Here is a 22901-nt window from a genome sequence, read left to right on the forward strand (position 1 = left end):
CAATCCGAATAACACAAACAACCCCAATAAAACACATTATGCTGCGAGGCATACTGTAATGACATCATCATACGCTGATCTTTAATCTGCATATACAGGGTAAAAATTGAAAAATTTTCAATTTTTTATTAATAATGCCATGAATAAAAAAACAGCCAACCTCAGTTGACTGTTTTTTAAGTGACCATCACATCAGGTTATTTTAACGTCGGTCCGCTAACCACTGCCCGATAGCCTTGCTGGGCATCATCTAGCACAAACTCAATGTAGTGCTCAATACTATCAAGGCTATCTTGTTGATAATGTGACACATAAAGTAATTGACTTAACTGTTCTTTGGCTATCAATTCAAGAGAGTTTTTAATCAGCCTACGGCCTAAATAATCTAAACCCTGATAGGGCTCATCGAGGATCAACAAGGTTGGCTGCTTAACAATGGCCCTGGCAATTAACAATAAACGTTGCTGGCCATACTCTAATTGTTTAAATGCGGTTTTAGCTAAATGTCCCATATGTAACATAGCTAACCATTCGGTTGCGATAGCCACTTGTTGTTGTGTCGGCTTTTGGTACAAACCGATTGAGTCATAAAAGCCAGACACAATCACATCTAGCGCACTGCAATTAACCCGATATTGCATATGCAATGCTGACGACACCATGCCAATATGTTGTTTGATTTCCCAAATGCTCTCGCCCGAACCTCTCTTTTTACCAAAAATATCGATATCGTTGCTGTAACACTGAGGATGATCACCAAAAATAAGCCCTAACAAGGTACTTTTACCACAGCCATTTGGGCCTTTTACTTGCCAGTGTACGCCATTATCGATACGCCAATTCACCCCAGAGAAAATCACTTTATCGCTGTATGCCACTCGGCCATTGTGCAGTTCAAATACCGGGTCGGCAAACTTGGCACTGTGACGATGACGTCGAATAAGTGCTAATAATTCTTCACTTTGCTGACCAGACTGTGCGGTTAACTGGTTAATAACGGGGTGGTTATCCCACTCAGACTTGCTCATCACACTGTCTAACTTGCCGTGACTAAACAAGGCAACATGCTCAATCCACTGAGGTAAGTCTTCTTCCCGAGACACAACAACTAAGATTTGCAGGGTATGCGATAACTGCTGTAAATACTCAGTTAAAGTATGTCGATGGTGAACATCTAGCCCAGCATAAGGTTCGTCTAGCACTAAAAAAGGCACTTGGGTGGCAACGGCGCGAGCCAGCATGACTCTGCGGCCTTCACCAGTCGATAATTGAGAAAAACTGCTTTGGCTCAGATGGGTTAAATCAAGCTCTTGTAACAACTTGTGCGTCATGGCGTTATCATGGCACTGGCCATAAATCACTCCAAATACGGTAGTTTTGGGGTCTGTGTAACCAAGAGACTCACTGTCATCCTGCTCGAGAATATCTTCAAGCAGTGCTTGTTGAGCCAGCAACGACACCACGGCGACCTGCGACGGGTCAACACCGGTAATATTGCCTGAGTAATCGAGTGGTTGATGGTGAGACGTGTGGGTTAATAGTTGGCCTAATATTGCCCCAACATCACCTTCGGTACTAAATACACCCCACGATTGTTGCGATGCAATTAGCCATTCATCAATCGCCAGAGTGACACTCGATGAACGGCATTGCAGTTGTGTAAATCTAATGTCCATCTTAATACCATTCCGCGTTAGTAAGTGATCTCTCAGCGAGAATTTAACAGGGCTTAAACAAGGCGAATGACTGAATGAATAGTTATTCTCTTTCGAAGTCATGCAACGCAGTGTAAGCCCTTTTAAAACTCGCCTGAAAGGAATGCCCCAGCAGCTTTTGCTCCGCGTTCTCGCTATTTGAAAGGGAACAACCATTACTACATAGCGACGCCTTAATCAAAAACCGCTGGACGCATTCTGAGTGGTCACTTATTAATGTGGAATGGTATAACTAGCTACCTGCACTTTACATCACTTGAGTGTCTCACAAGTAGCTGAAAAAAATCGACAAAAAAAAGCAGAACATTTACTGTTCTGCTTTATGATGATACTAAAAGATACCCGTTAACCAATAACGGTCATTTCGTTCAATACAAACTCAACAACAGCACCTTCTGTCGCGGCCACATAATCAGCTAAATGCTGGTTACCCATGTGAGCTTGCCATAATTCACGGCTCTGCCAGTTTTCATAAAACATAAAATGCGCTGGGTTTGCATTATCTTGATGTAAATCGTAGTTAATGCAACCTTCTTCAGCACGAGTCACATCAATCAATTTCAATAATTCTGCTTTCACTAACTCGATTTTATCTGCTCTAGCAGTAATATTGGCAACAATTGTTAACTGAGACATAGTCAATCCTGTGTAATTAAGTAAATTAAAATGCGATATAAAAATCTAACGTAAATGCTTAAAAACCTTCAAGTACAATCTTGCCGATAGCACTACCTGCTTCTAAAGCCTCATGTGCAGCGCGCAAGTTGGCGGCATTAATTTCGCCCATATGCTGGCCTAAAGTCGTTTGAATATAACCCTGGTCAACTAAATCAGCCACACGGTTTAGTAAATGGCTTTGCTCCTGCATGTCTGCTGCGTTAAACATTGAACGCGCAAACATAAACTCCCAGTGCAATGACAAACTCTTAAGCTTAAGTTTAGTGACATCCAGCGCTTCTGGATCATCAATCATGGCAATTTTGCCAAAGGGGGCTAACACTTCTGTGTAACTTTCAAAGTAAGCATCTGTGCTGTTTAAACTTGCTACGTGCGTTACAGGGCCAATGTTTAACGCTTCGATTTGCGCAGTCAGTGGCTTGGTGTGATCAACGACATAATCGGCACCTAATTTTTTAACCCAATCGCTTGAACTTTGGCGTGACGCTGTTGCAATAACAGTCGCTCCGGTAATCGCTTTCGCAATTTGGACAAAAATAGAACCCACACCACCCGCAGCACCAACCACTAAAATCACTTCGTTAGATTTGTCCGCGGCGCCAGGGCTTTGCTGCTTAATAGTTAAGTGTTCAAACAATAATTCCCATGCAGTGATGGCTGTTAAAGGTAATGCTGCTGCTTCAGCATTTGATAAGCTCTTTGGCTTAAAGCCGACTAAACGCTCATCAACCAATTGATATTCAGCATTGCTGCCTGGACGGGTAATATCGCCCGCATAATAAACAATATCACCTGGCTTAAATTGGTTTACCTTGTCACCGGCAGCAATCACTTCGCCCACAGCATCCCAACCAATTACTTTTACTTCACCGTCAGCAGGCGGCATATTTAAACGCACTTTATAATCTGCAGGATTAACTGCAATGGCTGCAACTTTAATTAATAAATCACGGCCGGTAGCAATAGGCTGCGCTAACGTGACATCGATTAATGCTTCTGGGTTATTGATAGGTAGAGACTGCTTGTATCCGATGGCTTTCATGCTGTTATTCCTAATATGGGTAATTAATATTTATAAAATAAGGTAACTTGATGAAGCTATATTAGCGCTTGTTTTATTCCCCATAAACAGCATAATGATTGAAACATTATCAATTATAAATGGATAATCATGCTTTTAGAAGACTTACAAGTGGTGCTCAAGGTTGCCGAGTTTCGCAGTATTACCGCTGCAGCAACCAATTTAGACATGCGCACAGCCACAGCCAGTGCGGCTTTAAAGCGAGTTGAAGCCCATTTAGGGGTTGAGTTATTTATTCGCACCACGCGGCAATTACGCTTGTCGAGCGCAGGTGAAAAGTACATTCCGCAATGTGAACAAGCCATGTTGATGCTTGATCAAGCCAAACAAAATATGAAAGGTGAGCTGGATATTATTGACGGCGATTTACGCTTATCTGTGTCATCAGATTTGGGCCGTAATGTCGTTATCCCCTGGGTTGACGACTTTATGGATACTCACTCAAAAGTAAGCTTACGTGTCAGTATTAGCGATACTAACGTTGACTTTTACCGTGACTCCGTCGATTTAGCGCTACGTTATGGTTCACCCAATGATGCTAATTTATATGGGTTTAAAATTTGCAATGTGCCAAGGCTAATCTGTGCCTCACAATCTTATTTAGATAAGTATGGTACGCCAACACACCCACAAGATTTAGCCGAACATAATGCATTACTGTATCAACTACAAAACTTAACCCACGACATATGGGAATTCACTCAAGGCGATAACAGCATTAAAGTGAAAGTATCAGGTAATCGTGTCGCCAACGATGCAGACTTAGTGCGGCGTTGGTGTGTAAACGGTAAAGGTATCGCCGCCAAATCATGCCTAGATTTGGCACATGATTTACTGACAAATAAACTTGTCACCATCATGTCAGACTACCAGGTCAAATCCACTGAACTGTGGTTAATATTTCCAAGCAGACAGTCCATCACCCCTGCCACCCGATTATTACGCGACATGCTCAAGCAGCAAACCCGCGCGTTGTTACAGCAATTAATTGCTAAAGGCATTTTAGATAACAGTGTGTTGGATTAATCTTTATATCCAATCAGCATGGTCTGTGGCTACTAAGGTCTACAGTCACAGACCATCAAAAAACCTAATGTGTTGCTTTATCGCCCCAAATCTCTGCTAACCTTTTGTCTCTGCCACAGTTCCACCGATAAGCATTATATCTAATAGGGTTGTTTTTATAGTAATCCTGATGGTAACTCTCATCGCCTTTTATCGGATAAAAGATAGACGCATTTAAAATAGGCGTGACCACTTTATTATTGGGAAATTGCTTTTCAACCTGGCTTTTAGACTGTTGTGCAATCGCTCTTTCGGTCTCGTTTGCCACAAAAATCGCACTTAAATAGCTCGTGCCTTTATCGCAAAATTGCCCTTGGGCATCAAAAGGGTCAATATTAACCCAGTAATGTGCTAACAATTGTTCGTAGCTCACTTTGCTAGGATCATAGGTGATTTCAACCGCTTCATAATGACCTCGGTGGTTACCGTTATAGGTAGGGTCTTTAATGTTTCCGCCAGTAAATCCTGAGATCACATCAGTAACACCATCAAGCTTTTCAAAATCGGACTCCATACACCAGAAACATCCACCAGCCAAAATGGCTTTATCTGCACTGGCATTCGACGCATAAGCCAATAAACTTGCTGCTAATATTGTTAACACTAGTGTGCTTTTCATACACCCTCCTTTAATTTATATCTATATCTATATCTATATCTATATCTATATTTGTATACTTACAGTATGTAATTAATGACTTAAAAGTTCACTCTGGCATTATTGATGCTCAGTAATCCTTTACCATACCAATTAAAACACCCTAAATTATTTCGCTTTTGCCTTATACCATTGCGCATTAATAAGTGACCACTCAGAATGCGTCCAGCGGTTTTTGATTAAGGCGCCGCTATGTAGTAATGGTTGTTCCCTTTCAAATAGCGAGAACGTAAAGCAAAAGCGGCTGGGGCATTCCTTTCAGGCGAGTTTTAAAAGGGCTTACACTGCGTTGCATGACTTCGAAAGAGAATAACTATTCATTCAGTCATTCGCCTTGTTTAAGCCCTTTTAAATTCTCGCTGAGAGATCACTTGCTAACGAGCAATGGTATTAGTCTTCTTTTTATACGGTTTTTTAAAGCTGCGCTTTGGCGCAGTACTTGCAACACCTTGTAATGCTGAGGGTAACTGATTTGACGCTTGAGTAATTAGGCCATCTAACTGGCTCAGCAATGGCTGCATAAAAGCATCGTACTTTAAGCGTTTTTGACTGATGGCATCGAGGCTGTTTTCCCATAATGCGGTCATGTCGGGTGTGGTGGCTGAATCGGGCAAACTGCGTATTAGGCCAACACCCACTGGCGTCGCTTTAATGGCTTTACCCTGGCGAACCAAATATCCGCGCTTAAACAGTAATTCAATAATGCCTGCACGTGTGGCCTCGGTGCCGAGGCCATCAGTTTCTTTGAGGATTTTTTTAATCTCACTATCGGTCACATAACGGCTAATACCCGTCATGGCACCTAATAAGGTCGCGTCAGTAAAGTGCTTGGGGGCTTGAGTCATTTTTTCTAATAACTCACCACGCTCACATTGGAGTATTTGGCCTTTTGCTAACGGCGGCAATGACTGTACTGAGTCATCGTTTTCATCTTCATTGCTACTTGATTGGTTTTGGCTTGCTGCAGCCCGCTTAAACAGCTGTTTCCAGCCTAGGGTTTTATCCTGACGCGCTTTGGTGGTAAATAAGCCACCAGCAATAGTCACCTCAACGGCGGTTTCGGCATATACATAAGCGGGGTAAAATTGCGCAAGGTATTGGCGAGCTACATGTTGATACAACTTAGCCTCATTACTTGATAATGCCGATAAGTTAGCGACTTTTTCGGTTGGAACAATCGCATGGTGAGCATCGACTTTACTGTCATCCCAGGCTTTAGATTTAAGCTTGGCATTTGGGCCATCGCAGCCTTCAACTAACCCGGCGGCACCTTTAAGTACGGCATCTAACACCTTAGGCGCTAATGCATGCTGCTCTTTAGGTAAATAGCGGCTGTCTGAGCGTGGATAAGTAATTAACTTATGTCGCTCATATAAACTTTGACAAGTGTCGAGCACTTCTTTAGCCGACAAGCCAAAGCGTTTAGCGGCATCGATTTGTAGCGCCGATAAACTGTAAGGCAATGGCGGATTTTGCCGTTTATCTTTGGCTTCAAGCTTGGTGATTTCAGCGGGTTTACCTGATATTCGCGAAACCACGTTTTCAGCTAATCCTTTGGCTAACACTCTGCCATCTTCATCCATGTAGGGTTGGCACGCTTCGCTCGGTTGCCATTTGGCAGTAAACGCTTGTTGTTGATCTGTCAGTAAATGGGCTAGCACTTCGTAAAATGCTTTTGGGGTAAAGTTGGCAATTTCATCGTCGCGGCGCACCACTAACCCGAGCACTGGAGTTTGCACTCGGCCAACCGACAATACTCCCTGATAACCCACTTTACGCCCTTGAATAGTATAAGCACGGGTCATGTTCATACCGTATAACCAATCGGCGCGGCTGCGTGCCAATGCTGAAGTTGATAACGGCACAAACTCACGATTGCTGCGTAATTGCCCTAAAGCTCGTTTTACCGCCTGTGGGTTTAAATCGCTAATTAATAAGCGCTGAACTTGATTGAGTTTGTCGCCTTTTACGCCCAGATAGGAAATCACCTCATCGACTAACAATTGCCCTTCCCTGTCTGGATCGCCCGCATTGATAATTGATGATGCTTGCTTAACCAGTTTACGCAGCACGGTCAGTTGGCTGCGGGTTTTAGGTTTTGGTTGTAGCTTCCAGGTTTGTGGCACGATGGGCAAATGCTCAAGCTTCCATGATTTGAACGCATCGTCATAAGCATCTGGCTCAGCCTGTTCGAGCAAATGACCGATACACCATGACACACAATCACCGTTAGCGGCGGTAATAAAACCATCACCTTTTTTGTGAGGCTTTGGCAGTACGTCAGCAATGGCTCGGCCTAAACTGGGTTTTTCAGCAATATATAAAATCATAATCCATTATCAGGCAGCAAAGATTCAATGAACAAAACATAATTCGCGCCAATTAACTGTATAAAATTACAGTATAGATTACCTGTTAATTTATCTTGCTGCAAATCACATAGTATTCACGGCAAAAATCATTACAATGCGGGTTTTATTTTTACAAATGATTAATACCAATTCCACTAATTATCTGGTCATTCAGCGGGAATTCTGTGCCTTCTAGGCAAGTAATAGGATTGAAGACATAGTTGTTCTCGGCAACTGCTCCTGCGTTGCTCTACCTCCTGCATCCATGCAGTCGTACGTCAAAATGCTATTAAGCAGCATAGAAGGCATAGAAACCCGCCTTGCAGGAGACACTCAGACCGTTCATTTCTTTGTTGCATTGTCTTAGAAGGGAATAACCATTATTTCAACAATGCGCCTCAAACTGAACAATCTGAGTGACTCTGATTGGTCACATAATTAATGGAATTGGTATAACACAATGAAACTTGGCCAGCGCTTAACCCAACTTAATGACATGATCCCAACAGGCTATACGCACATTTGGGATTGTTGCTGCGACCATGGTTTATTAGGTGCGGCGTTATTATCAAGGCAGGCGGCACCGACGATTCATTTTGTTGATATTGTGCCAAATTTGATGCAGCAGCTTGAACATAAGCTCGAACGCTTTTACCCACTGCAAAACCCTCCTCAATGGCAGGTCCATTGTATGAATGTTGCCCAAATTCCTTTGTCAGATTGCCCAGAAACACCATTGGTTATTATCGCCGGCGTGGGTGGTGATTTGATGATCGAGCTTGTTAATTCAATTTGCCACAATAACCCTGAACTGCAAATTGATTTTATACTCTGCCCGGTGCATCACCAGCACGAATTACGCCAAAAATTGATTGAACTTGATTGCCGTTTAATTGATGAAACCTTGCTTGAAGAAAATCGTCGTTTCTATGAAATATTGTATGTGTCTCACCTCAGCAAAGCATCGTCACATGACAATGACCCTAGCACTCTTATCAGCGCTGTGGGCAATAAACTGTGGCAAGTCAATACACAGCAACAGCTTGATATTGCACAGCGCTATTTAAATAAAGTGCTCAGACATTATCAAAAGATAAGTCTGTCTAATCCGCAAAAAGCAGCACAAGCGCTACAAGATTACCGAATGGTTCGCTTTTAGAAATCAGAAGAGTCCCGTTTTGTGGGCTTGAAAAAGCGTAGAGCAAACACCTGGACCCCGGCTTAACTGCATTGCCGGGGCGACGGAGTAGGAAGCATTGCCGGGCCACGTATTTTTATGCCGTCATCCCTGAGATCTTTTATCAGGGATCCAGGTGTTGCTGTTGCCCTTGTCGCTTGTGTAAGTGCGTAAAAATCAACACCTGGATTCCGGCTAAAAAGCGTTGCCGGAACGACGGAGTAGTGGGCATCATCTGAATACGAATGGGTAAATGATGTAGTTTGGCTTCAACCGTACGTCATCCCTGAGATCTTTTATCAGGGATCCATGGGTTGCTGTTGCCCTTGTCGCTTGTGTAAGTGCGTAAAAATCAACACCTGGATTCCGGCTAAAAAGCATTGCCGGAACGACGAAGAAAAACTAACACCTGGGCCCGGCTCAAAAACATTGCCGGGGTGACGGAGTAGGAAGCATTGCGGGGCGACGTATTTTTATGCCGTCATCCCTGAGATCTTTTATCAGGGATCCAGGTGTTGCTGTTGATTTAGGTTTTAGGTTTTAGGTTTTAGGTTTTAGGTTTTAGGTTTTAGGTTTTAGGTTTTAGCATTTAAGCTATTTTAAACCCATAAAAAAACCAGCATGTTTTATGCTGGTTTTTAAGTCGAAGCAATGGCGGTTAACTTATGGATGGCACTCGTTGTGCATTTCTAAGTTAGTGCCAATGTCTTTATTACGATTCGCTTTAGCGTCGTCATTACGCAACTGAGTTAAATGGTCTAAGTAAGACTGGTTAACATCGTTAGTAATGTAGTGACCGTCAAATACTGAGGTCTCAAAACGCTTAATTTCAGGGTTTTCCATTCTTACCGCTTCAACTAGGTCAGTTAAATCCTGGAAGATAATCCCATCAGCGCCAATGATTTTAGCAATTTCGTCTGCATCGCGACCGTGAGCAATCAACTCGTTTGAAGTCGGCATGTCGATGCCGTACACGTTCGGGAAACGAATTTCAGGTGCCGCTGAAGCAAAGTACACTTTCTTCGCGCCAGCTTCACGGGCCATTTCAATAATCTGCTCTGACGTGGTACCACGCACAATAGAGTCATCAACTAGCAACACGTTTTTACCTTTAAACTCGGTATTAATCGCGTTGAGTTTACGACGTACAGACTTTTTACGCTCTTGCTGACCCGGCATAATGAAGGTACGGCCAATATAACGGTTTTTGACAAAACCCTGACGGTACGGTAAATCCATGCAACGGGCGATTTCTAATGCGATGTCGCACGAGGTTTCAGGAATAGGAATAACCACATCGATATCGTGATCTTCCCATTCTTTCTTAATCTTTTCACCTAACTTGGCACCCATGTTAACGCGGCTTGCGTACACAGATACTTTGTCGATGCTTGAATCTGGGCGAGCAAAGTACACAAATTCAAAAATACACGGTGCATAGCTTGGGTCAACGGCACATTGGCGGGTGAATAGCTGACCATCAAGTGAAATATAAATCGCTTCACCTGGAGCAACATCACGCATTACTTCAAAACCGACAGCGTCTAGAGCAACACTTTCTGACGCAACCATGTACTCAGTACCGGTCGCGGTTTCGTGTTTGCCAAGCACTAAAGGGCGAATACCAAATGGGTCACGGAACGCCACTAGGCCCTGGCCAATAATCATTGCCACTACCGCATAAGCACCACGGGTTTGATCATGCACTTTAGCCACGGCATCAAACACTTCGTCAGCACTTAATGACAAGCTACGGGTTTCTTGTAGTTCGTCTGCTAATAAATTCAGTAAGATTTCTGAGTCAGATGTGGTGTTCACATGACGGCGTTTTTTGACCAGGCTTTCAGCTAACTCAATCGTGTTGGTTAAGTTACCGTTATGCGCTAACGAAATACCAAATGGCGAGTTAACATAAAACGGCTGTGCTTCAGAAGCACTGGAGCTACCCGCGGTAGGATAACGTACATGACCAATACCCGCATTGCCTTGTAAACGTTGCATGTGTTTAGGTTCAAACACATCTTTAACCAGACCATTGGCTTTACGTAAACGAAACGCATTGATGTCAACAGTCACAATACCTGCTGCGTCTTGTCCACGATGTTGAAGCACAGTCAGCGCATCATAAATGGTTTGGTTAACTGTTGATTTTCCTACTATTCCGACGATACCACACATGGGTAAGGTTCCTCACTGTAAGGTGTTCTATGTTTATAATTTTATATTTTGGGTACAAAGCTTGAGGTGTTTTCGAGATAGTTAAAAAACCACTGAATAACCACGCCAAATTCGGGTACGAGCACTGAGCCTTTCCACCATACGGTGTCTGGAAATGCAGTAAATGCATCCATAAAAAACAGTAAAGCACTCACTATCAAGGCACCACGAATGGCACCAAAGCACAAACCAAGTATGCGGTCTGTACCTGACAAGCCAGTTTTAGACACCAACTGACCTAATAAATAATTGACTAAAGCCCCTAGGATCAGGGTAACGACAAACAGAATGGCAATCGCGACGCCGTTTCTTACTAACTCGTCCTGCATTTGGGTTAAATGCGCAGCAAGATCAAGATAAAACTGACTGGCGATAAAGAAAGCGGCAAACCAAACCACAAGTGACATGGCTTCTTTTGCGAATCCGCGGATCAAACTAATAATAGTTGATAACCCGATAATGATAATAATTGCGTAATCAATCCAAACCATGAAAATGGGGATCCGGTATAGGGTTCAAGACGGCGCGATTCTAACAGAGACAGAGATGTTTCTCACCCCTGATTGTTCAAATTATTCATGCGTGATTGCGAACAATCAATTTGCTAATTTCAACCACGCAACTGTACTGCCGCCTGAACGAGTTATTGTTCTTGAGGATTGTAGGCAATGATCTTGCCCTTTAACCCGGTTAATTTGAAAATGGGGTCCTGGCGTGCTTTAAGCTTTGACTCCGAAACCTCTGGGCCAACAAATACTCGGGTTAACCGTCCATCAACAGGTTTAGCGGGCAATGTGTAGGCGGTGAATCCGGCTTTACGCAGCTGGGCAATCAATGCGCTAACATTGGCTGCGTTGTTAAAACCACCAAGCTGTAATGTAAAGCCAGCGGTAATCGCGGTTTTAACTGGTGCTTTAGCTTGAGCAACCACTTTTACGGGTTCGGTTTTGGGTTGTGTTTTAGCAGGTGCTGCTTGAACAGGCTTACTTTCAACCTGTTTAGCTACCACAACAGGCTCCTCGTCGCCCAGTTCAACCACATCACTGCCTAAGTCTTGCGGCTCAGCGAGGGTTAATACCTGAAACTCTTCAACCGTGTCACCTTCGGGTTCGGTTGCTTGAGTTTGACTTGAGTTATTGTGGCTTTTAGCTAACGGTCGTAATGGGATTTCAGTAAATTCCTCAACGACTTGAGTCTTTTTACCATCCAATAAGTCAGGTAAAAAAATCACCCCTAACGCGACAAACACAATAGTGCCCACCAAACGATTTTGAAATTGACGATTCAAAGCGAATTCCCTTTTTAAAATAATGCCCTATCAAACTAAAACAAACTAAATAGACTTAAAACCTGCAACAGTATAAAAAGAACCAAACACAATAACGACATCGTCTTTGGATATTGACTGTTGTATTGCCTGCCAGGCGCTAGCAATATCGTTATATTGTACGGCAGTTGCACGGCTATTATCATCGGGTAATGCTTGATATAACTGCGCAGCAGACGCACCACGAGGGTTGTCTAATCCAACTAAATGCCACTGGTTAATCTGTGGTGCTAGCTCGGCCAGTACAGCCTTGATATCTTTATCTTTTAACATGCCACACAATGCCACAATACGTCGGCCCTGATAAGCCTGTAATTGCTTTGCTAAATACCGAGCGGCGTGGGGATTATGAGCAACGTCAAGTAATACCAAAGGTTGTAGGCTCACTTGCTCTAATCGCCCAGCAAGTTGCGCATGCAACAAACCATCACTAATTTGTTGCTGAGTAATCATGGGCCAAACCTGGCTCACTAAAGCCACTACACTGGCAGCATTCGGTAACGGTAAACGTGGAACAGGCAGATCATTATAATGATGTTGCGCCGACTTAAAATACCATTTTGTTGGATCTGCCTGAGTAAGCTGATATTCAAATTCAACCCCAACTCGTATCAAGAGGGTTTGCAGCTCATTTGCATACTCGATAACGGAGTTCGGTAAATCAGGCTCACCCACAACTGCAATACAATGCGGCCTAAATACACCGGCTTTTTCTCGGCCAACTAATTCTCGGGTGTCGCCAAGGTATTCTTGATGATCAAGATCGATTGAAGTCAACATTACCGCTGTAGAATCAATAATATTGGTAGCATCTAAACGTCCACCGAGGCCCACTTCAAGAATGGCCACATCCACTTTAGCAGCCTTAAATAAATACAAACCTGCGAGTGTTGCGTATTCAAAAAAGGTCAGAGAAATATCACCACGGGCTGCTTCAATGGCACAAAATGCTTCGATTAGCGCTGCATCGCTAGCATCTTGCTGATTAATTCGCACCCGTTCGTTATAGCGTAATAAATGCGGCGAGCTATACACACCCACAGTTAAGCCCGATTGACGCAAAATAGACTCCAGCATAGCGCAACTGGTGCCCTTGCCGTTTGTGCCCGCCACGGTAATCACTTTGGTTGGCGCTAACGTTAATAGCGCTAAGCGCTGAGCAACCTGATTAACACGAGTCAGCCCCATGTCAATTTCACTAGGGTGAATAGCCAATAAATAGTCTAGCCATTGTGCTAAAGTCGACTGCGGGTTCGGTACCTGCATTTCATTAATAACCGACATAGTAAAATCCCACTTCCTTTGACTGACGCTTAACTTAATCCAACATAAACAATGGCCCAAGAGCCAGTTTAGGAATTTGGTATTGCTCTGGATACGTCACATCAACTAAATATAAACCATTGGGTTTTGCGGTAGCTGCAGCTTGATTACGATCTTTTAACGCCAGTAATTCACTTATCCAGTTGATAGGTTGATTGCCCAAACCTATCTCGAGTAGCGACCCAACAATATTGCGCACCATGTGATGTAAAAAGGCATTAGCTTGAATATCAACCATCACGTACATTCCCTGGCGCGTCACATTCACCTTGTGTACGTTACGAAATGGAGTATTAGACTGACATTGTACAGCGCGAAAACTGGTGAAATCATTCTCACCTAATAATAGTTGTGCAGCTTCATGCATCAGCTTTTCATCAATATCACCATGATAATGACTCACACCAGAACGTAAAATGCCCGGACGCAGCTGATGATTGTAAATCACATATCGATAACGCCGAGCGGTTGCACTAAAGCGCGCATGAAAACTGTCGTCCACTTCTTTGGCCCAACGCACAGCAATGCTGTCGGGTAAATTGGCGTTAATGCCTAATGTCCAAGCGGTTAATGGCCGGTCTGCTGTAGTGTCAAAATGCACAACCTGGCCGGTACCATGAACACCAGAGTCAGTACGACCTGCACAAAAAACCTCTATGGGTTCATTTGCCACATAGGTTAACGCTTTTTCAAGCTGGGCTTGCACTGAATCGACATCCGCCTGGCGCTGCCAACCGAAAAAACCACTTCCATCATATTCAATACCTAACGCAACCCGCATAACAATTTCCTCAACTCATTAATGCCGCGAAGTTTATACCAATTTGAGACATTATGTAATTGCATATCGGCACTCTTGCAGACTCTAATGAATAGAGGAGTAAATGACATAAGAGCGCCCTACTTTCAAACTTATTCTCAATCAACCTGAAAATTCTCGATTTCAGCAAGAATTGATGCGCCTTTAGGCAAGCGATGACGTGCGGTTGAAGCCAAACTACATCATTTGCTCATTCGTACTCATATGACGCCCAGTACCCCGTCGTTCCGGCAACGCTGTTGAGCCGGAATCCAGGTGTTGGCTCTTACTCACTTACACAAGCGACAAGGTCAAAAGCAACACCTGGATCCCTGATAACAGATCTCAGGGATGACGGCATAGGGCAGTAGCAAACACGGTTCACTACCACATCATTTGCTCATTCGTATTCAGATGACGCCCACTACTCCGTCGTTCCGGCAACGCTCTTGAGCCGGAATCCAGGTGTTGGCTCTTACGCACTTACACAAGCGGCAAAATCAAAAGCAACACCTGGATCCCTGATTAAAGCACTCGAGGATAATGAGACAACAAGAAACACCTGGATCCCTGATAACAGATCTCAGGGATGACGTACGGGTGGAGCTAAGCTTTATCTAGAACCTAGAAGGACGAAGTCCGCTCTCAGGCGAGCTTGCGAGCTCCTAGAACCTTAAATCTAAGCAACACCTGGATCCCTGATACAAGCACTCAGGGATGACGGCATAGTGCAGTAGCAAACACGGCTCACTACCACATCATTTGCTCAATCATGTTCAGATGACGCCCACTACTCCGTCGTTCCGGCAACGCTCTTTAGCCGGAATCCAGGTGTTGGCTCTTACACTGTTACACAAGCGACAAGATCAAAAGCATCACCTGGATCCCTGATAACAGATCTCAGGGATGACGTACGGGTGGAGCTAAGCTTTATCTAGAACCTAGAAGGACGAAGTCCGCTCTCAGGCGAGCTTGCGAGCTCCTAGAACCTTAAATCTAAGCAACACCTGGATCCCTGATAACAGATCTCAGGGATGACGTACGGGTGGAGCTAAGCTTTATCTAGAACCTAGAAGGACGAAGTCCGCTCTCAGGCGAGCTTGCGAGCTCCTAGAACCTTAAATCTAAGCAACACCTGGATCCCTGATGACAGATCTCAGGGATGACGAATGACCAACACCTAGCACCTAGCACCTAGCACCTAGCACCTAAATTAAAGCACTCAAGGATGACGTAAGCACTTATTTTTGCAGAATAAAAAACGGCGCAGATATCTGCGCCGTTTATTCAATTGAACCTCAAACGTTAGTGGCTAACGAAAACCTTTAAGTAAGTTTGCGGCTTCTGCCTGTTGGCGATCATTACCATCAATTTGCACTTCTTTTAATAAGGCTTTGGCGCTGTCTTGATCTTCAATCTCGATGTAGGCACGGGCTAAATCTAATTTAGCATTAACCGAGTTCTCTTCATCGTCGACATCAATCATGTCGGCATTGCCAATTAACGAATTCACTCCGCCCATCTTAACGTCTACGTCTTTATATTGGTCGGTTGTGTCGTCATCCTCGTCGGCATCGTTCAATAGCTTATCGATGTCGATATAGCCATTCTCACGTTCAAAGCTCATAAGATCGTCATCACTGACGCTAAACTGCGGCGATTTATTGCGCTCTTTGGCATCAAGTGCCGCTAATGCTTCATCAACCGTTAAATTATCATCACTGAGTATGTAGTCATCTTCTGAGGTGTAATCGTCACTGTCGTCGTTATCATTTAATGACTGTGAAAATGCAGCCAGTAAGTCATCATCACTCACATCGGGTTCACTGTCTTGCTCATCAACCGCCGTTTCAGCCGCTTTGAGCAAGTCACTTTCCCAATCGAGCATGGCAGGCTTTGGTTTATTGGCTTTTAAATCATTAAAAAAGCCAGAATCTTTATTTGCTTTGGTTGAACGTTGAGTAGGTTCATCCTCGACAACCTCAGGGGCATCGTTTACGTCTTCGTCTGCGTTCAATCCATCAATAGAAAAATCAGCTACATCATCACCCATTGTTGCAAGCAGTGCATTAAGCTCATCTTCTGATGTATCGTCTATCTCGACATCATCTGCAACATCGTCATCAAGGGTAAACGTTAAGCCGTCATCATCTTCGTTTTCAGTGTCGATGTCTGCTTCAAACTCACTTTCTGTATTCTTATCCGTATCGACTTCATTGTCTGGCTCAGCAATACTATCAATTTCATCGAGCTTGCCACTGCTAGTCTCTTCACTAATCTCATCAGGAATCGCATCATTGCCACTTTGCGCCAATAGCGCATCTAGTTCGGCATCAAAAAATGCTTTGTCGCTATCGTCAATCTCAGCGGCAGGCTTCTTATTGTCAGTGCTATCTTCAACATTGTCTTCTGCCCGGTTTAAATCGAGATCGTTTAAGTATTCATCAAGCTCATTAAACAGGTCATCGTCATTGATGTCAGCATCATTATCATCAAGTTGCACATCAGGATCAGCGACTGCCGTAGCATATTCATCTTCAATGTCTTGGTCAAAACTGGCGAGTAACGCATCAGTATCATCGTCAAGTGGCGACGTGATATCTAATGAGCTATCTAACGCTTCATCAGCTTCCTCTAGTTCCAGCTCTGGCTCTTCTGGTTCTGATTCAGGAGCAACACCTTGCGCATTTTCAAGGCTGTTGGCATCAAAAACGGACTCTTCGTCAATCAAATGTGCTAGCGGTGATTCCATTTCAGGTTCATCAAAGCTTGCTAAAAGTGCGTCAATATCTTCGTCGCTGCTATTACTGAGGTCGGCGGCGATGTTAGTGTCTTCGTCAGCTAACTCTGCGGCGATTTGTGCGGCAACGTCATCTTCATCGCTGTCAGTGTCGGGTTCGGCTTGTTCTGCAACAGGTTCATTTAAGCTGGCCAAAAGTGCATCAATGTCATCATCATCGGGGTCAATGTCTTTATTTAACTGACTTGAAGCATTATCAATACCTGTCTCAATAACAGAATCGTCGTCTGAATCATCTTCAAGTTCTGCGGCAATTTGTGCAGCTAAATCTTCCTCTTCTGACAGTTGAGAGCTTTCAACTTGAGGCTCAATATCCGCCACATTCGATTCAATAACAGGTTCATTTAAACTAGCCAATAACGCATCAATATCATCGTCAGTTTCGGTTAATAGTGATTCATCTTCGCCATCGTCATCTTGAAGTTCTGCAGCAATTAATGCGGCTAAATCATCATCCGTATCAACGGTTTCACTGTTTAGTGGCGCTTCATCATCTTTGGTTTCTGTCGGTGCGGCCGCTAAGCCGGCTAATAAAGCATCAATATCTTCATCACTTGACGGCTCATCCTCGCTGGTATCTAGCTCAAGCTCAGCTAATAATTCATCAGCATCTGAGGTTGAAGTCTCATCAAGTTCAACGCTTTCATCAACCGCCTTTTCAGGCTCTGCTGATTCTGAGTCAACTTCAGGCTCTATTTCAGGTTCAGATTCGGTTTCTGATTCTACTTCTGGCTCTTCTACTTCAGGCTCAGAAGTTGGCTCAGCTGGCATATCAAATTCAGCCAATAGAGAATCTATATCATCGTCGTTCGATACAGGCTCTTCTGCTGTAGGCTTTTCAGGTTCTGGCTCTAAGGCTTCTAGCTCTGAATCTGATTCTGGCTCTGCTAATTCAACATCAGAAGTTGACTCTGCTGGCATGTCAAATTCAGCCAATAGCGAATCTATATCATCGACGTTCGATACTGACTCTTGCGCTTTTGCTTCTGGCTCTGCGACTTCAGGCTCGGAAGTCGGCTCAGCCGGCATATCAAATTCAGCCAATAGCGAATCTATATCATCATCGCTTGATACTGGCTCTTCTGCTGAAGGCTTTTCAGCTTCTGGCTCTGCGACTTCAGGCTTTGACTCTGCTGGCATGTCAAATTCAGCTAATAGCGAATCAATATCATCATCGCTTGATACTGACTCTTCTGCTGTAGGCTTTTCAGCTTCTGGCTCTGCGACTTCAGGCTTTGACTCTGCTGGCATGTCAAATTCAGCCAATAGCGAATCAATGTCATCATCGCTTGATACAGACTCTTGTGCTTTTGTTTCTGTTTCTTGTTCTGCGATTTCAGGCTTTGACTCTGCTGGCATGTCAAACTCAGCTAGCAAAGAGTCAATATCATTTTCTGCAGAAGCATCAAGTTGATCGTTATCCGTGCTGTCGCCATCAAAATCAGCGAGTAAGCTGTCTAAATCATCTTCAGGAGCTGCAGTAGTAATAGTAGCTGCGGGCGCATCATCTAACCCAGCCAATAAGCTGTCGAGATCGTCATCATCTTCAAGAGGTTCAAGTTCAGAGTCTTGCTCTTCCATCGCCTCAGCCCACAGATCATCGAGTGAAGAGCCTTCGTCATCTTCCGCTTCAGCATCTTCGCCAATAAACATGTCTGATGCCATGTCCATTTCACCGTCATTGGCCAATGACACTTCAGGTTGTAAATCAGTGTTGTCTAAATCGAATAAATCATCGATTGATTCGTCGTCATCGGAGTCAAGGTGAATGACAACATCGTCAGCATTATCGTCTTCATCGGCGGCAGGTGCAGTGGGTTGCTTAGCAACCGTTTCTGTTGCTGCTGTTGCTTGTTCTTCTGTCGATTGGTTGTTCTTTTTACGACGGGTTAATAACCAAAATACCAAGCCAAATATCAATAATAACGGCACTGAGGCAGCCACAATCAACATCAAAGTGTTGTCCATCAAACTGCGCCAAAAATCAGTTGGCTCTTCCACTACAGGCTCGGGATTACCTACTTGCTGCAATAGTTTTTCGTATTCAATGGTGAGTTTGTCGTGTTTCTCATTTAACAGTTGTAAATCTTCTTCAAGCGACGAAATATTTAACGACATCTGGCCGATTTTATTCTTCAGCGCCTGATTATCATTGTTACTGACCATCAAGTCGTCTTGGGCACGAGCAAGCTCATCGGTCAGCATTAGTGCTTTGGCATTGGCTTTATCGAGTACCGAGTTTAGATCGTTTACTTCTGTGGCATTGGCTTGCTTTAAAGCTTGAGTTTGCGCTTCAGCGCTAGGTGTTTGTTGTACGATTTGCAGCGGTTTGTCAGCGTTAGGCTTTTTAACCACTTCAACAATTGCCGCTGGCCTGGTCACGACGGGTTTAGGTGTGACCACTCTCGGTGGTGGCGTTTGGCGGACTATGCGGCGGTCATCTTGTTCTGCGCGGCGACGAGCCACATTATCAGGAATGGCGGCCATAACATCGGCAGACGGGATTAATAAAATCATCCCACGCTCTAAGGTATTGTAATTATTACCACTAAAAGCATGTGGATTAGCATCGAACAATGCGGCCATGACCTGATAAACACTCACACGGTCATTAGGGCGAACTTTTTGGGCAATACTCCAGAAGGTGTCTCTAGAGGTAGTAGGACCGTATTGACGCTTAGCTTGCTGTTTAACCTCGCCATTAGGGCCGGTTATTTTCAGTGTTTCTGCCTGAGCAGTATCAATCAGCTGTAAACTGGTTAAGCCAACGGTCGTACAGGCAATTAAACCCAAAATATAAGAAGTACGCAAAGTCATCCAATCCTTCCCTTTTAGCGCTATTGAGTTACCATCATGGCAACAGGCTGTAGGCAATTTTTATCATTAATTATGGTGTTTACTATATCAAATCACATCGGTTTGGCGCTAACTTTATGCCCTTAAAAAGGCAGTATAGATGTTAAAAATGATACGTTTACGACTATAAACTAGATCCGCCACCCCTGCTACTACTGGCGCAAGTAAAACGAAAAAAGCCTGCTAGCTGCAGGCTTTTTAAACTAAATCACTTAATGATTAACAGATTAGCATTGAGCAACGCTCAATTAATAGTAATCTCTAATCAAAATTTCAGCGATTTGCACACTGTTTAATGCCGCACCCTTACGAATGTTATCGGCAGTAACCCATAAATTTATACCATGCGAATGAGAAATATCTTTACGGACACGCCCTACATACACAGGATCATTACCGGCAGCTTCAGTTACCGCTGTTGGGTACTCGTCGTCGCTTTCAAATAACTCAACACCTGGGGCATTACGTAATACGGCTTTAACTTCTTCAGCATCAACAGGTTGACGAGTTTCAATATGGATCGCTTCAGAGTGTCCATAAAACACAGGTACACGCACAGCCGTTGGGTTAACCACGATTTCGTCATCGCCAAAAATCTTTTGGGTTTCCCACACCATTTTCATTTCTTCTTTGGTGTAGCCGTTTTCCATAAACTTATCAATTTGCGGTAACACGTTAAACGCAATTTGCTTTGGATAAACAGACGGCTCAGCAGGCAAACCCTGGAGTAGCTTAGCGCATTGACCCGCTAATTCTTCAATGGCTTTTTTACCGGTACCCGACACAGACTGATACGTAGCCACGTTGATACGTGAAATACCAAACGCATCATAAATTGGCTTTAAAGCGACCAACATCTGAATGGTTGAACAATTTGGGTTGGCAATAATGTTGCGATTACGAAAATCTGCAATGGCCTCTGGGTTCACTTCTGGAACCACTAATGGCACGTCGATGTCGTAACGAAAGTGTGAGGTGTTATCAATAACCACACAGCCCGCTTCACCAGCAATTGGCGCCCATTTAGCAGACACATCGCCACCGGCTGAAAAGAAACCAATTTGAGCCTGGCTCCAATCAAACGTTTCTACGTCAAGAATTTCAACTTGTTTACCGTGAAAACTGACCGTTTCGCCAGCACTGCGACTGCTCGCTAATGGAAACAACTTAGCAACCGGAAAATTACGCTGCTCGAGGATCTCAATCATAGTTTGACCCACTGCGCCCGATGCACCTAAAACGACTACATTAAATTCCTGAGACATAATTAACGCTCGACTCCTATTATCCAGTTTGAACAATCAATCTACCCTAGTTTAGTGATGCTTTGCTAGGGTTAATGTATTAAAAAGACCTGCTTTGTAGTGATTTTTTCTCAACTGAGTAAATATCGTTACTTTTAAGCCTTAAATGACTATTTACAGGCGTATTCACTCATAAAATTAGTCTTGGCGAAATCAATTAAAGCCTAACGCAGTCAGCATAGTTTGATTAATAGCGCCACGTTGCTCAGCTAATTGCATTTGAGTTAATGAAATCGCACTGTATTCACGACGATAAGTATGTTGTTTACGCATTAAATCAAAGCCAGATGCGGTGTTAAAACAGCCACGGAATTTTCGGTCATCGTCACGCAAGTCATACACCAAACGCGACAAAGACAATAACTGCGCTTCACTCAAATCAGTGTGAAGGGATATTTGGTTAAATTGAAATGGCGGCAATAAACTGGTTAACGATTTAGTCGCATCAATGCTCAGTACAGCACATAATTTTTGATACAATATAAAGGTGCCGCGCGCTTTACCTTCCAGGCTATAACCCGCAATGTGCGGTGTAGCAAATTCTGCTAACGCCACTAGTTCAGGCATCGGATTTGGCTCACCTTCCCACACGTCTAACACCAGTTTTACATCGTCGCGTTGCTGCTTAAACTTAATCAACGCGCGGTTATCAATGACTTCACCACGGCAACAGTTAAGTAACCAAGTATTGGGTTTTAATTGATTTAAGCGTGCTTCATCAAATAAGTACCAGGTTTTATGCTCGCCATCTTTAGTGATAGGTACATGAAGGCTAATTATGTCAGCCTGCGCAATGAGCGTATCAAGCGAGACAAATTCTCGGCTATCGCCTTGCTCAGCTTTAACAGGATCGCACAGCAATACTTTAAGTCCATAAGCCTCCAGGCAGTTAGCTGCAGCAGTGCCCGTATTACCCGCACCAACAATTCCCACAACCTTACCTTGTAAAGACTCACCAAACCGATGTGCCAGTTCTAGCATGGCAATAAAAGCATATTCGCCTACCGCAGTGGCGTTGCAGCCTGGAGCATTGGTAAATGGAATACCTTGCTGAGCAAGATAATCTACCGCCACATGATCGGTACCAATCGTCGCACTACCGACAAACTTAAGCTTGTCAGCATTTGTGAGTAATGCTGCATTCACTTTAGTCACCGAGCGCACTAACAACACATCAGCATCACGCACCTGCTCCGGCGTTAATGTGCGACCATTTACATATTCAATCTCACCCAGGTCACCAAACAAGGCATCGACATAAGGCATATTTTCATCAGCAATTATTTTCATCGGGTATCTTATTTTCAGCGAATTTAACGACTTCACATCGCATTTTTATGGCCCGTATCTTATACCAAAGCCATAAATTGGACGAGAAAAAACGTCAAGCTTGAACGCTTTGCTTACAGGCTAGAGGGATTCATGCACTGGACCTTAAGCATTAAGGCCTGCAAAAATTCCATCTAACGTTATGTCTTTTCTAGATTTTCTTTGTTGTGACTTTTTTGCGTTTATTGTTATATAGCAGACCGCCCAGTCTATCTTTTCTG

At 43.8% G+C, this 22901-nt stretch carries 15 protein-coding genes; 2 read left to right on the plus strand and 13 right to left on the minus strand.

The window, feature by feature from the left end:
• Window positions 1-197 precede the first annotated feature (197 nt).
• The 3 genes from GQA99_RS17090 to GQA99_RS17100 form a co-directional block, all read right to left on the minus strand.
• On the minus strand, window positions 198-1676 hold the full coding sequence (locus GQA99_RS17090; RefSeq protein WP_160055932.1) for an ATP-binding cassette domain-containing protein: 1479 nt from the start codon (window positions 1674-1676) through the stop codon (window positions 198-200).
• 384 nt (window positions 1677-2060) lie between these two features.
• On the minus strand, window positions 2061-2351 hold the full coding sequence (locus GQA99_RS17095) for a putative quinol monooxygenase (RefSeq protein WP_160055934.1): 291 nt from the start codon (window positions 2349-2351) through the stop codon (window positions 2061-2063).
• Between the two features lie 58 nt (window positions 2352-2409).
• On the minus strand, window positions 2410-3435 hold the full coding sequence (locus tag GQA99_RS17100) for a zinc-binding alcohol dehydrogenase family protein (RefSeq protein ID WP_160055936.1): 1026 nt from the start codon (window positions 3433-3435) through the stop codon (window positions 2410-2412).
• Window positions 3436-3564: 129 nt separating this feature from the next.
• On the opposite strand from GQA99_RS17100, the gene GQA99_RS17105 reads away from it, so the two are divergent.
• Window positions 3565-4500, plus strand: coding sequence for a LysR family transcriptional regulator (locus GQA99_RS17105; protein WP_160055938.1), 936 nt, complete (start codon window positions 3565-3567; stop codon window positions 4498-4500).
• 64 nt (window positions 4501-4564) lie between these two features.
• Here the strand turns inward: GQA99_RS17105 and msrA are convergent, their stop codons facing one another.
• Window positions 4565-5158 (minus strand): peptide-methionine (S)-S-oxide reductase MsrA, encoded by a 594-nt coding sequence (msrA, locus tag GQA99_RS17110; protein ID WP_160055940.1) that lies wholly within the window; start codon window positions 5156-5158, stop codon window positions 4565-4567.
• A gap of 413 nt (window positions 5159-5571) precedes the next feature.
• Window positions 5572-7527 (minus strand): DNA topoisomerase III, encoded by a 1956-nt coding sequence (locus GQA99_RS17115; RefSeq protein ID WP_160055942.1) that lies wholly within the window; start codon window positions 7525-7527, stop codon window positions 5572-5574.
• Window positions 7528-8008: 481 nt separating this feature from the next.
• Between GQA99_RS17115 and GQA99_RS17120 the strand changes: the two genes are divergently transcribed.
• The gene (locus GQA99_RS17120) at window positions 8009-8707 is read left to right on the plus strand and encodes a tRNA (adenine(22)-N(1))-methyltransferase (RefSeq protein ID WP_160055944.1); all 699 of its coding nucleotides are present in this window, start codon (window positions 8009-8011) and stop codon (window positions 8705-8707) included.
• A gap of 681 nt (window positions 8708-9388) precedes the next feature.
• Here the strand turns inward: GQA99_RS17120 and purF are convergent.
• From purF to GQA99_RS17160, 8 genes are all read right to left on the minus strand, one after another.
• Entirely contained in the window at window positions 9389-10903 is a 1515-nt protein-coding gene (gene purF / locus GQA99_RS17125; RefSeq protein WP_160055946.1) for an amidophosphoribosyltransferase, read from the minus strand.
• A 41-nt stretch (window positions 10904-10944) separates the two neighbouring features.
• The gene (locus GQA99_RS17130; protein ID WP_160055948.1) at window positions 10945-11433 is read right to left on the minus strand and encodes a CvpA family protein; all 489 of its coding nucleotides are present in this window, start codon (window positions 11431-11433) and stop codon (window positions 10945-10947) included.
• Window positions 11434-11585: 152 nt separating this feature from the next.
• Window positions 11586-12230 (minus strand): cell division protein DedD, encoded by a 645-nt coding sequence (gene dedD, locus GQA99_RS17135; RefSeq protein ID WP_160055950.1) that lies wholly within the window; start codon window positions 12228-12230, stop codon window positions 11586-11588.
• A 45-nt stretch (window positions 12231-12275) separates the two neighbouring features.
• Window positions 12276-13553 (minus strand): bifunctional tetrahydrofolate synthase/dihydrofolate synthase, encoded by a 1278-nt coding sequence (folC, locus tag GQA99_RS17140; protein ID WP_160055952.1) that lies wholly within the window; start codon window positions 13551-13553, stop codon window positions 12276-12278.
• Window positions 13554-13587: 34 nt separating this feature from the next.
• Window positions 13588-14373, minus strand: coding sequence for a tRNA pseudouridine(38-40) synthase TruA (gene truA, locus GQA99_RS17145; protein ID WP_160055954.1), 786 nt, complete (start codon window positions 14371-14373; stop codon window positions 13588-13590).
• A 1330-nt stretch (window positions 14374-15703) separates the two neighbouring features.
• Window positions 15704-20008 carry a FimV/HubP family polar landmark protein gene (locus GQA99_RS17150; protein ID WP_160055956.1) on the minus strand — a complete coding sequence of 1435 codons (4305 nt, stop codon included), beginning with the start codon at window positions 20006-20008 and terminating at the stop codon, window positions 15704-15706.
• Window positions 20009-20295: 287 nt separating this feature from the next.
• Window positions 20296-21312: an aspartate-semialdehyde dehydrogenase gene (locus tag GQA99_RS17155; RefSeq protein WP_160055958.1), complete on the minus strand. Its 1017-nt coding sequence runs from the start codon at window positions 21310-21312 to the stop codon at window positions 20296-20298.
• Between the two features lie 192 nt (window positions 21313-21504).
• A complete protein-coding gene (locus GQA99_RS17160; protein ID WP_160055960.1) occupies window positions 21505-22641 on the minus strand; it encodes a 4-phosphoerythronate dehydrogenase in 1137 nt (378 codons plus the stop codon).
• Window positions 22642-22901: the final 260 nt, after the last annotated feature.

Origin of the sequence: Shewanella litoralis (assembly GCF_009828585.1) — a bacterium.
Taxonomy (GTDB): Bacteria; Pseudomonadota; Gammaproteobacteria; order Enterobacterales; family Shewanellaceae; genus Shewanella; species Shewanella litoralis.

Excerpts from the sequence above, each read along its gene's own strand:
- GQA99_RS17150 (WP_160055956.1), bottom strand. The coding sequence starts at position 20,008 with ATGACTTTGCGTACTTCTTATATTTTGGGTTTAATTGCCTGTACGACC.
- GQA99_RS17155 (WP_160055958.1), bottom strand. The coding sequence starts at position 21,312 with ATGTCTCAGGAATTTAATGTAGTCGTTTTAGGTGCATCGGGCGCAGTG.
- truA (WP_160055954.1), bottom strand. The coding sequence starts at position 14,373 with ATGCGGGTTGCGTTAGGTATTGAATATGATGGAAGTGGTTTTTTCGGT.
- folC (WP_160055952.1), bottom strand. The coding sequence starts at position 13,553 with ATGTCGGTTATTAATGAAATGCAGGTACCGAACCCGCAGTCGACTTTA.
- GQA99_RS17090 (WP_160055932.1), bottom strand. The coding sequence starts at position 1,676 with ATGGACATTAGATTTACACAACTGCAATGCCGTTCATCGAGTGTCACT.
- GQA99_RS17100 (WP_160055936.1), bottom strand. The coding sequence starts at position 3,435 with ATGAAAGCCATCGGATACAAGCAGTCTCTACCTATCAATAACCCAGAA.
- GQA99_RS17130 (WP_160055948.1), bottom strand. The coding sequence starts at position 11,433 with ATGGTTTGGATTGATTACGCAATTATTATCATTATCGGGTTATCAACT.
- GQA99_RS17160 (WP_160055960.1), bottom strand. The coding sequence starts at position 22,641 with ATGAAAATAATTGCTGATGAAAATATGCCTTATGTCGATGCCTTGTTT.
- msrA (WP_160055940.1), bottom strand. The coding sequence starts at position 5,158 with ATGAAAAGCACACTAGTGTTAACAATATTAGCAGCAAGTTTATTGGCT.
- GQA99_RS17095 (WP_160055934.1), bottom strand. The coding sequence starts at position 2,351 with ATGTCTCAGTTAACAATTGTTGCCAATATTACTGCTAGAGCAGATAAA.
- GQA99_RS17115 (WP_160055942.1), bottom strand. The coding sequence starts at position 7,527 with ATGATTTTATATATTGCTGAAAAACCCAGTTTAGGCCGAGCCATTGCT.
- purF (WP_160055946.1), bottom strand. The coding sequence starts at position 10,903 with ATGTGTGGTATCGTCGGAATAGTAGGAAAATCAACAGTTAACCAAACC.
- GQA99_RS17105 (WP_160055938.1), top strand. The coding sequence starts at position 3,565 with ATGCTTTTAGAAGACTTACAAGTGGTGCTCAAGGTTGCCGAGTTTCGC.
- GQA99_RS17120 (WP_160055944.1), top strand. The coding sequence starts at position 8,009 with ATGAAACTTGGCCAGCGCTTAACCCAACTTAATGACATGATCCCAACA.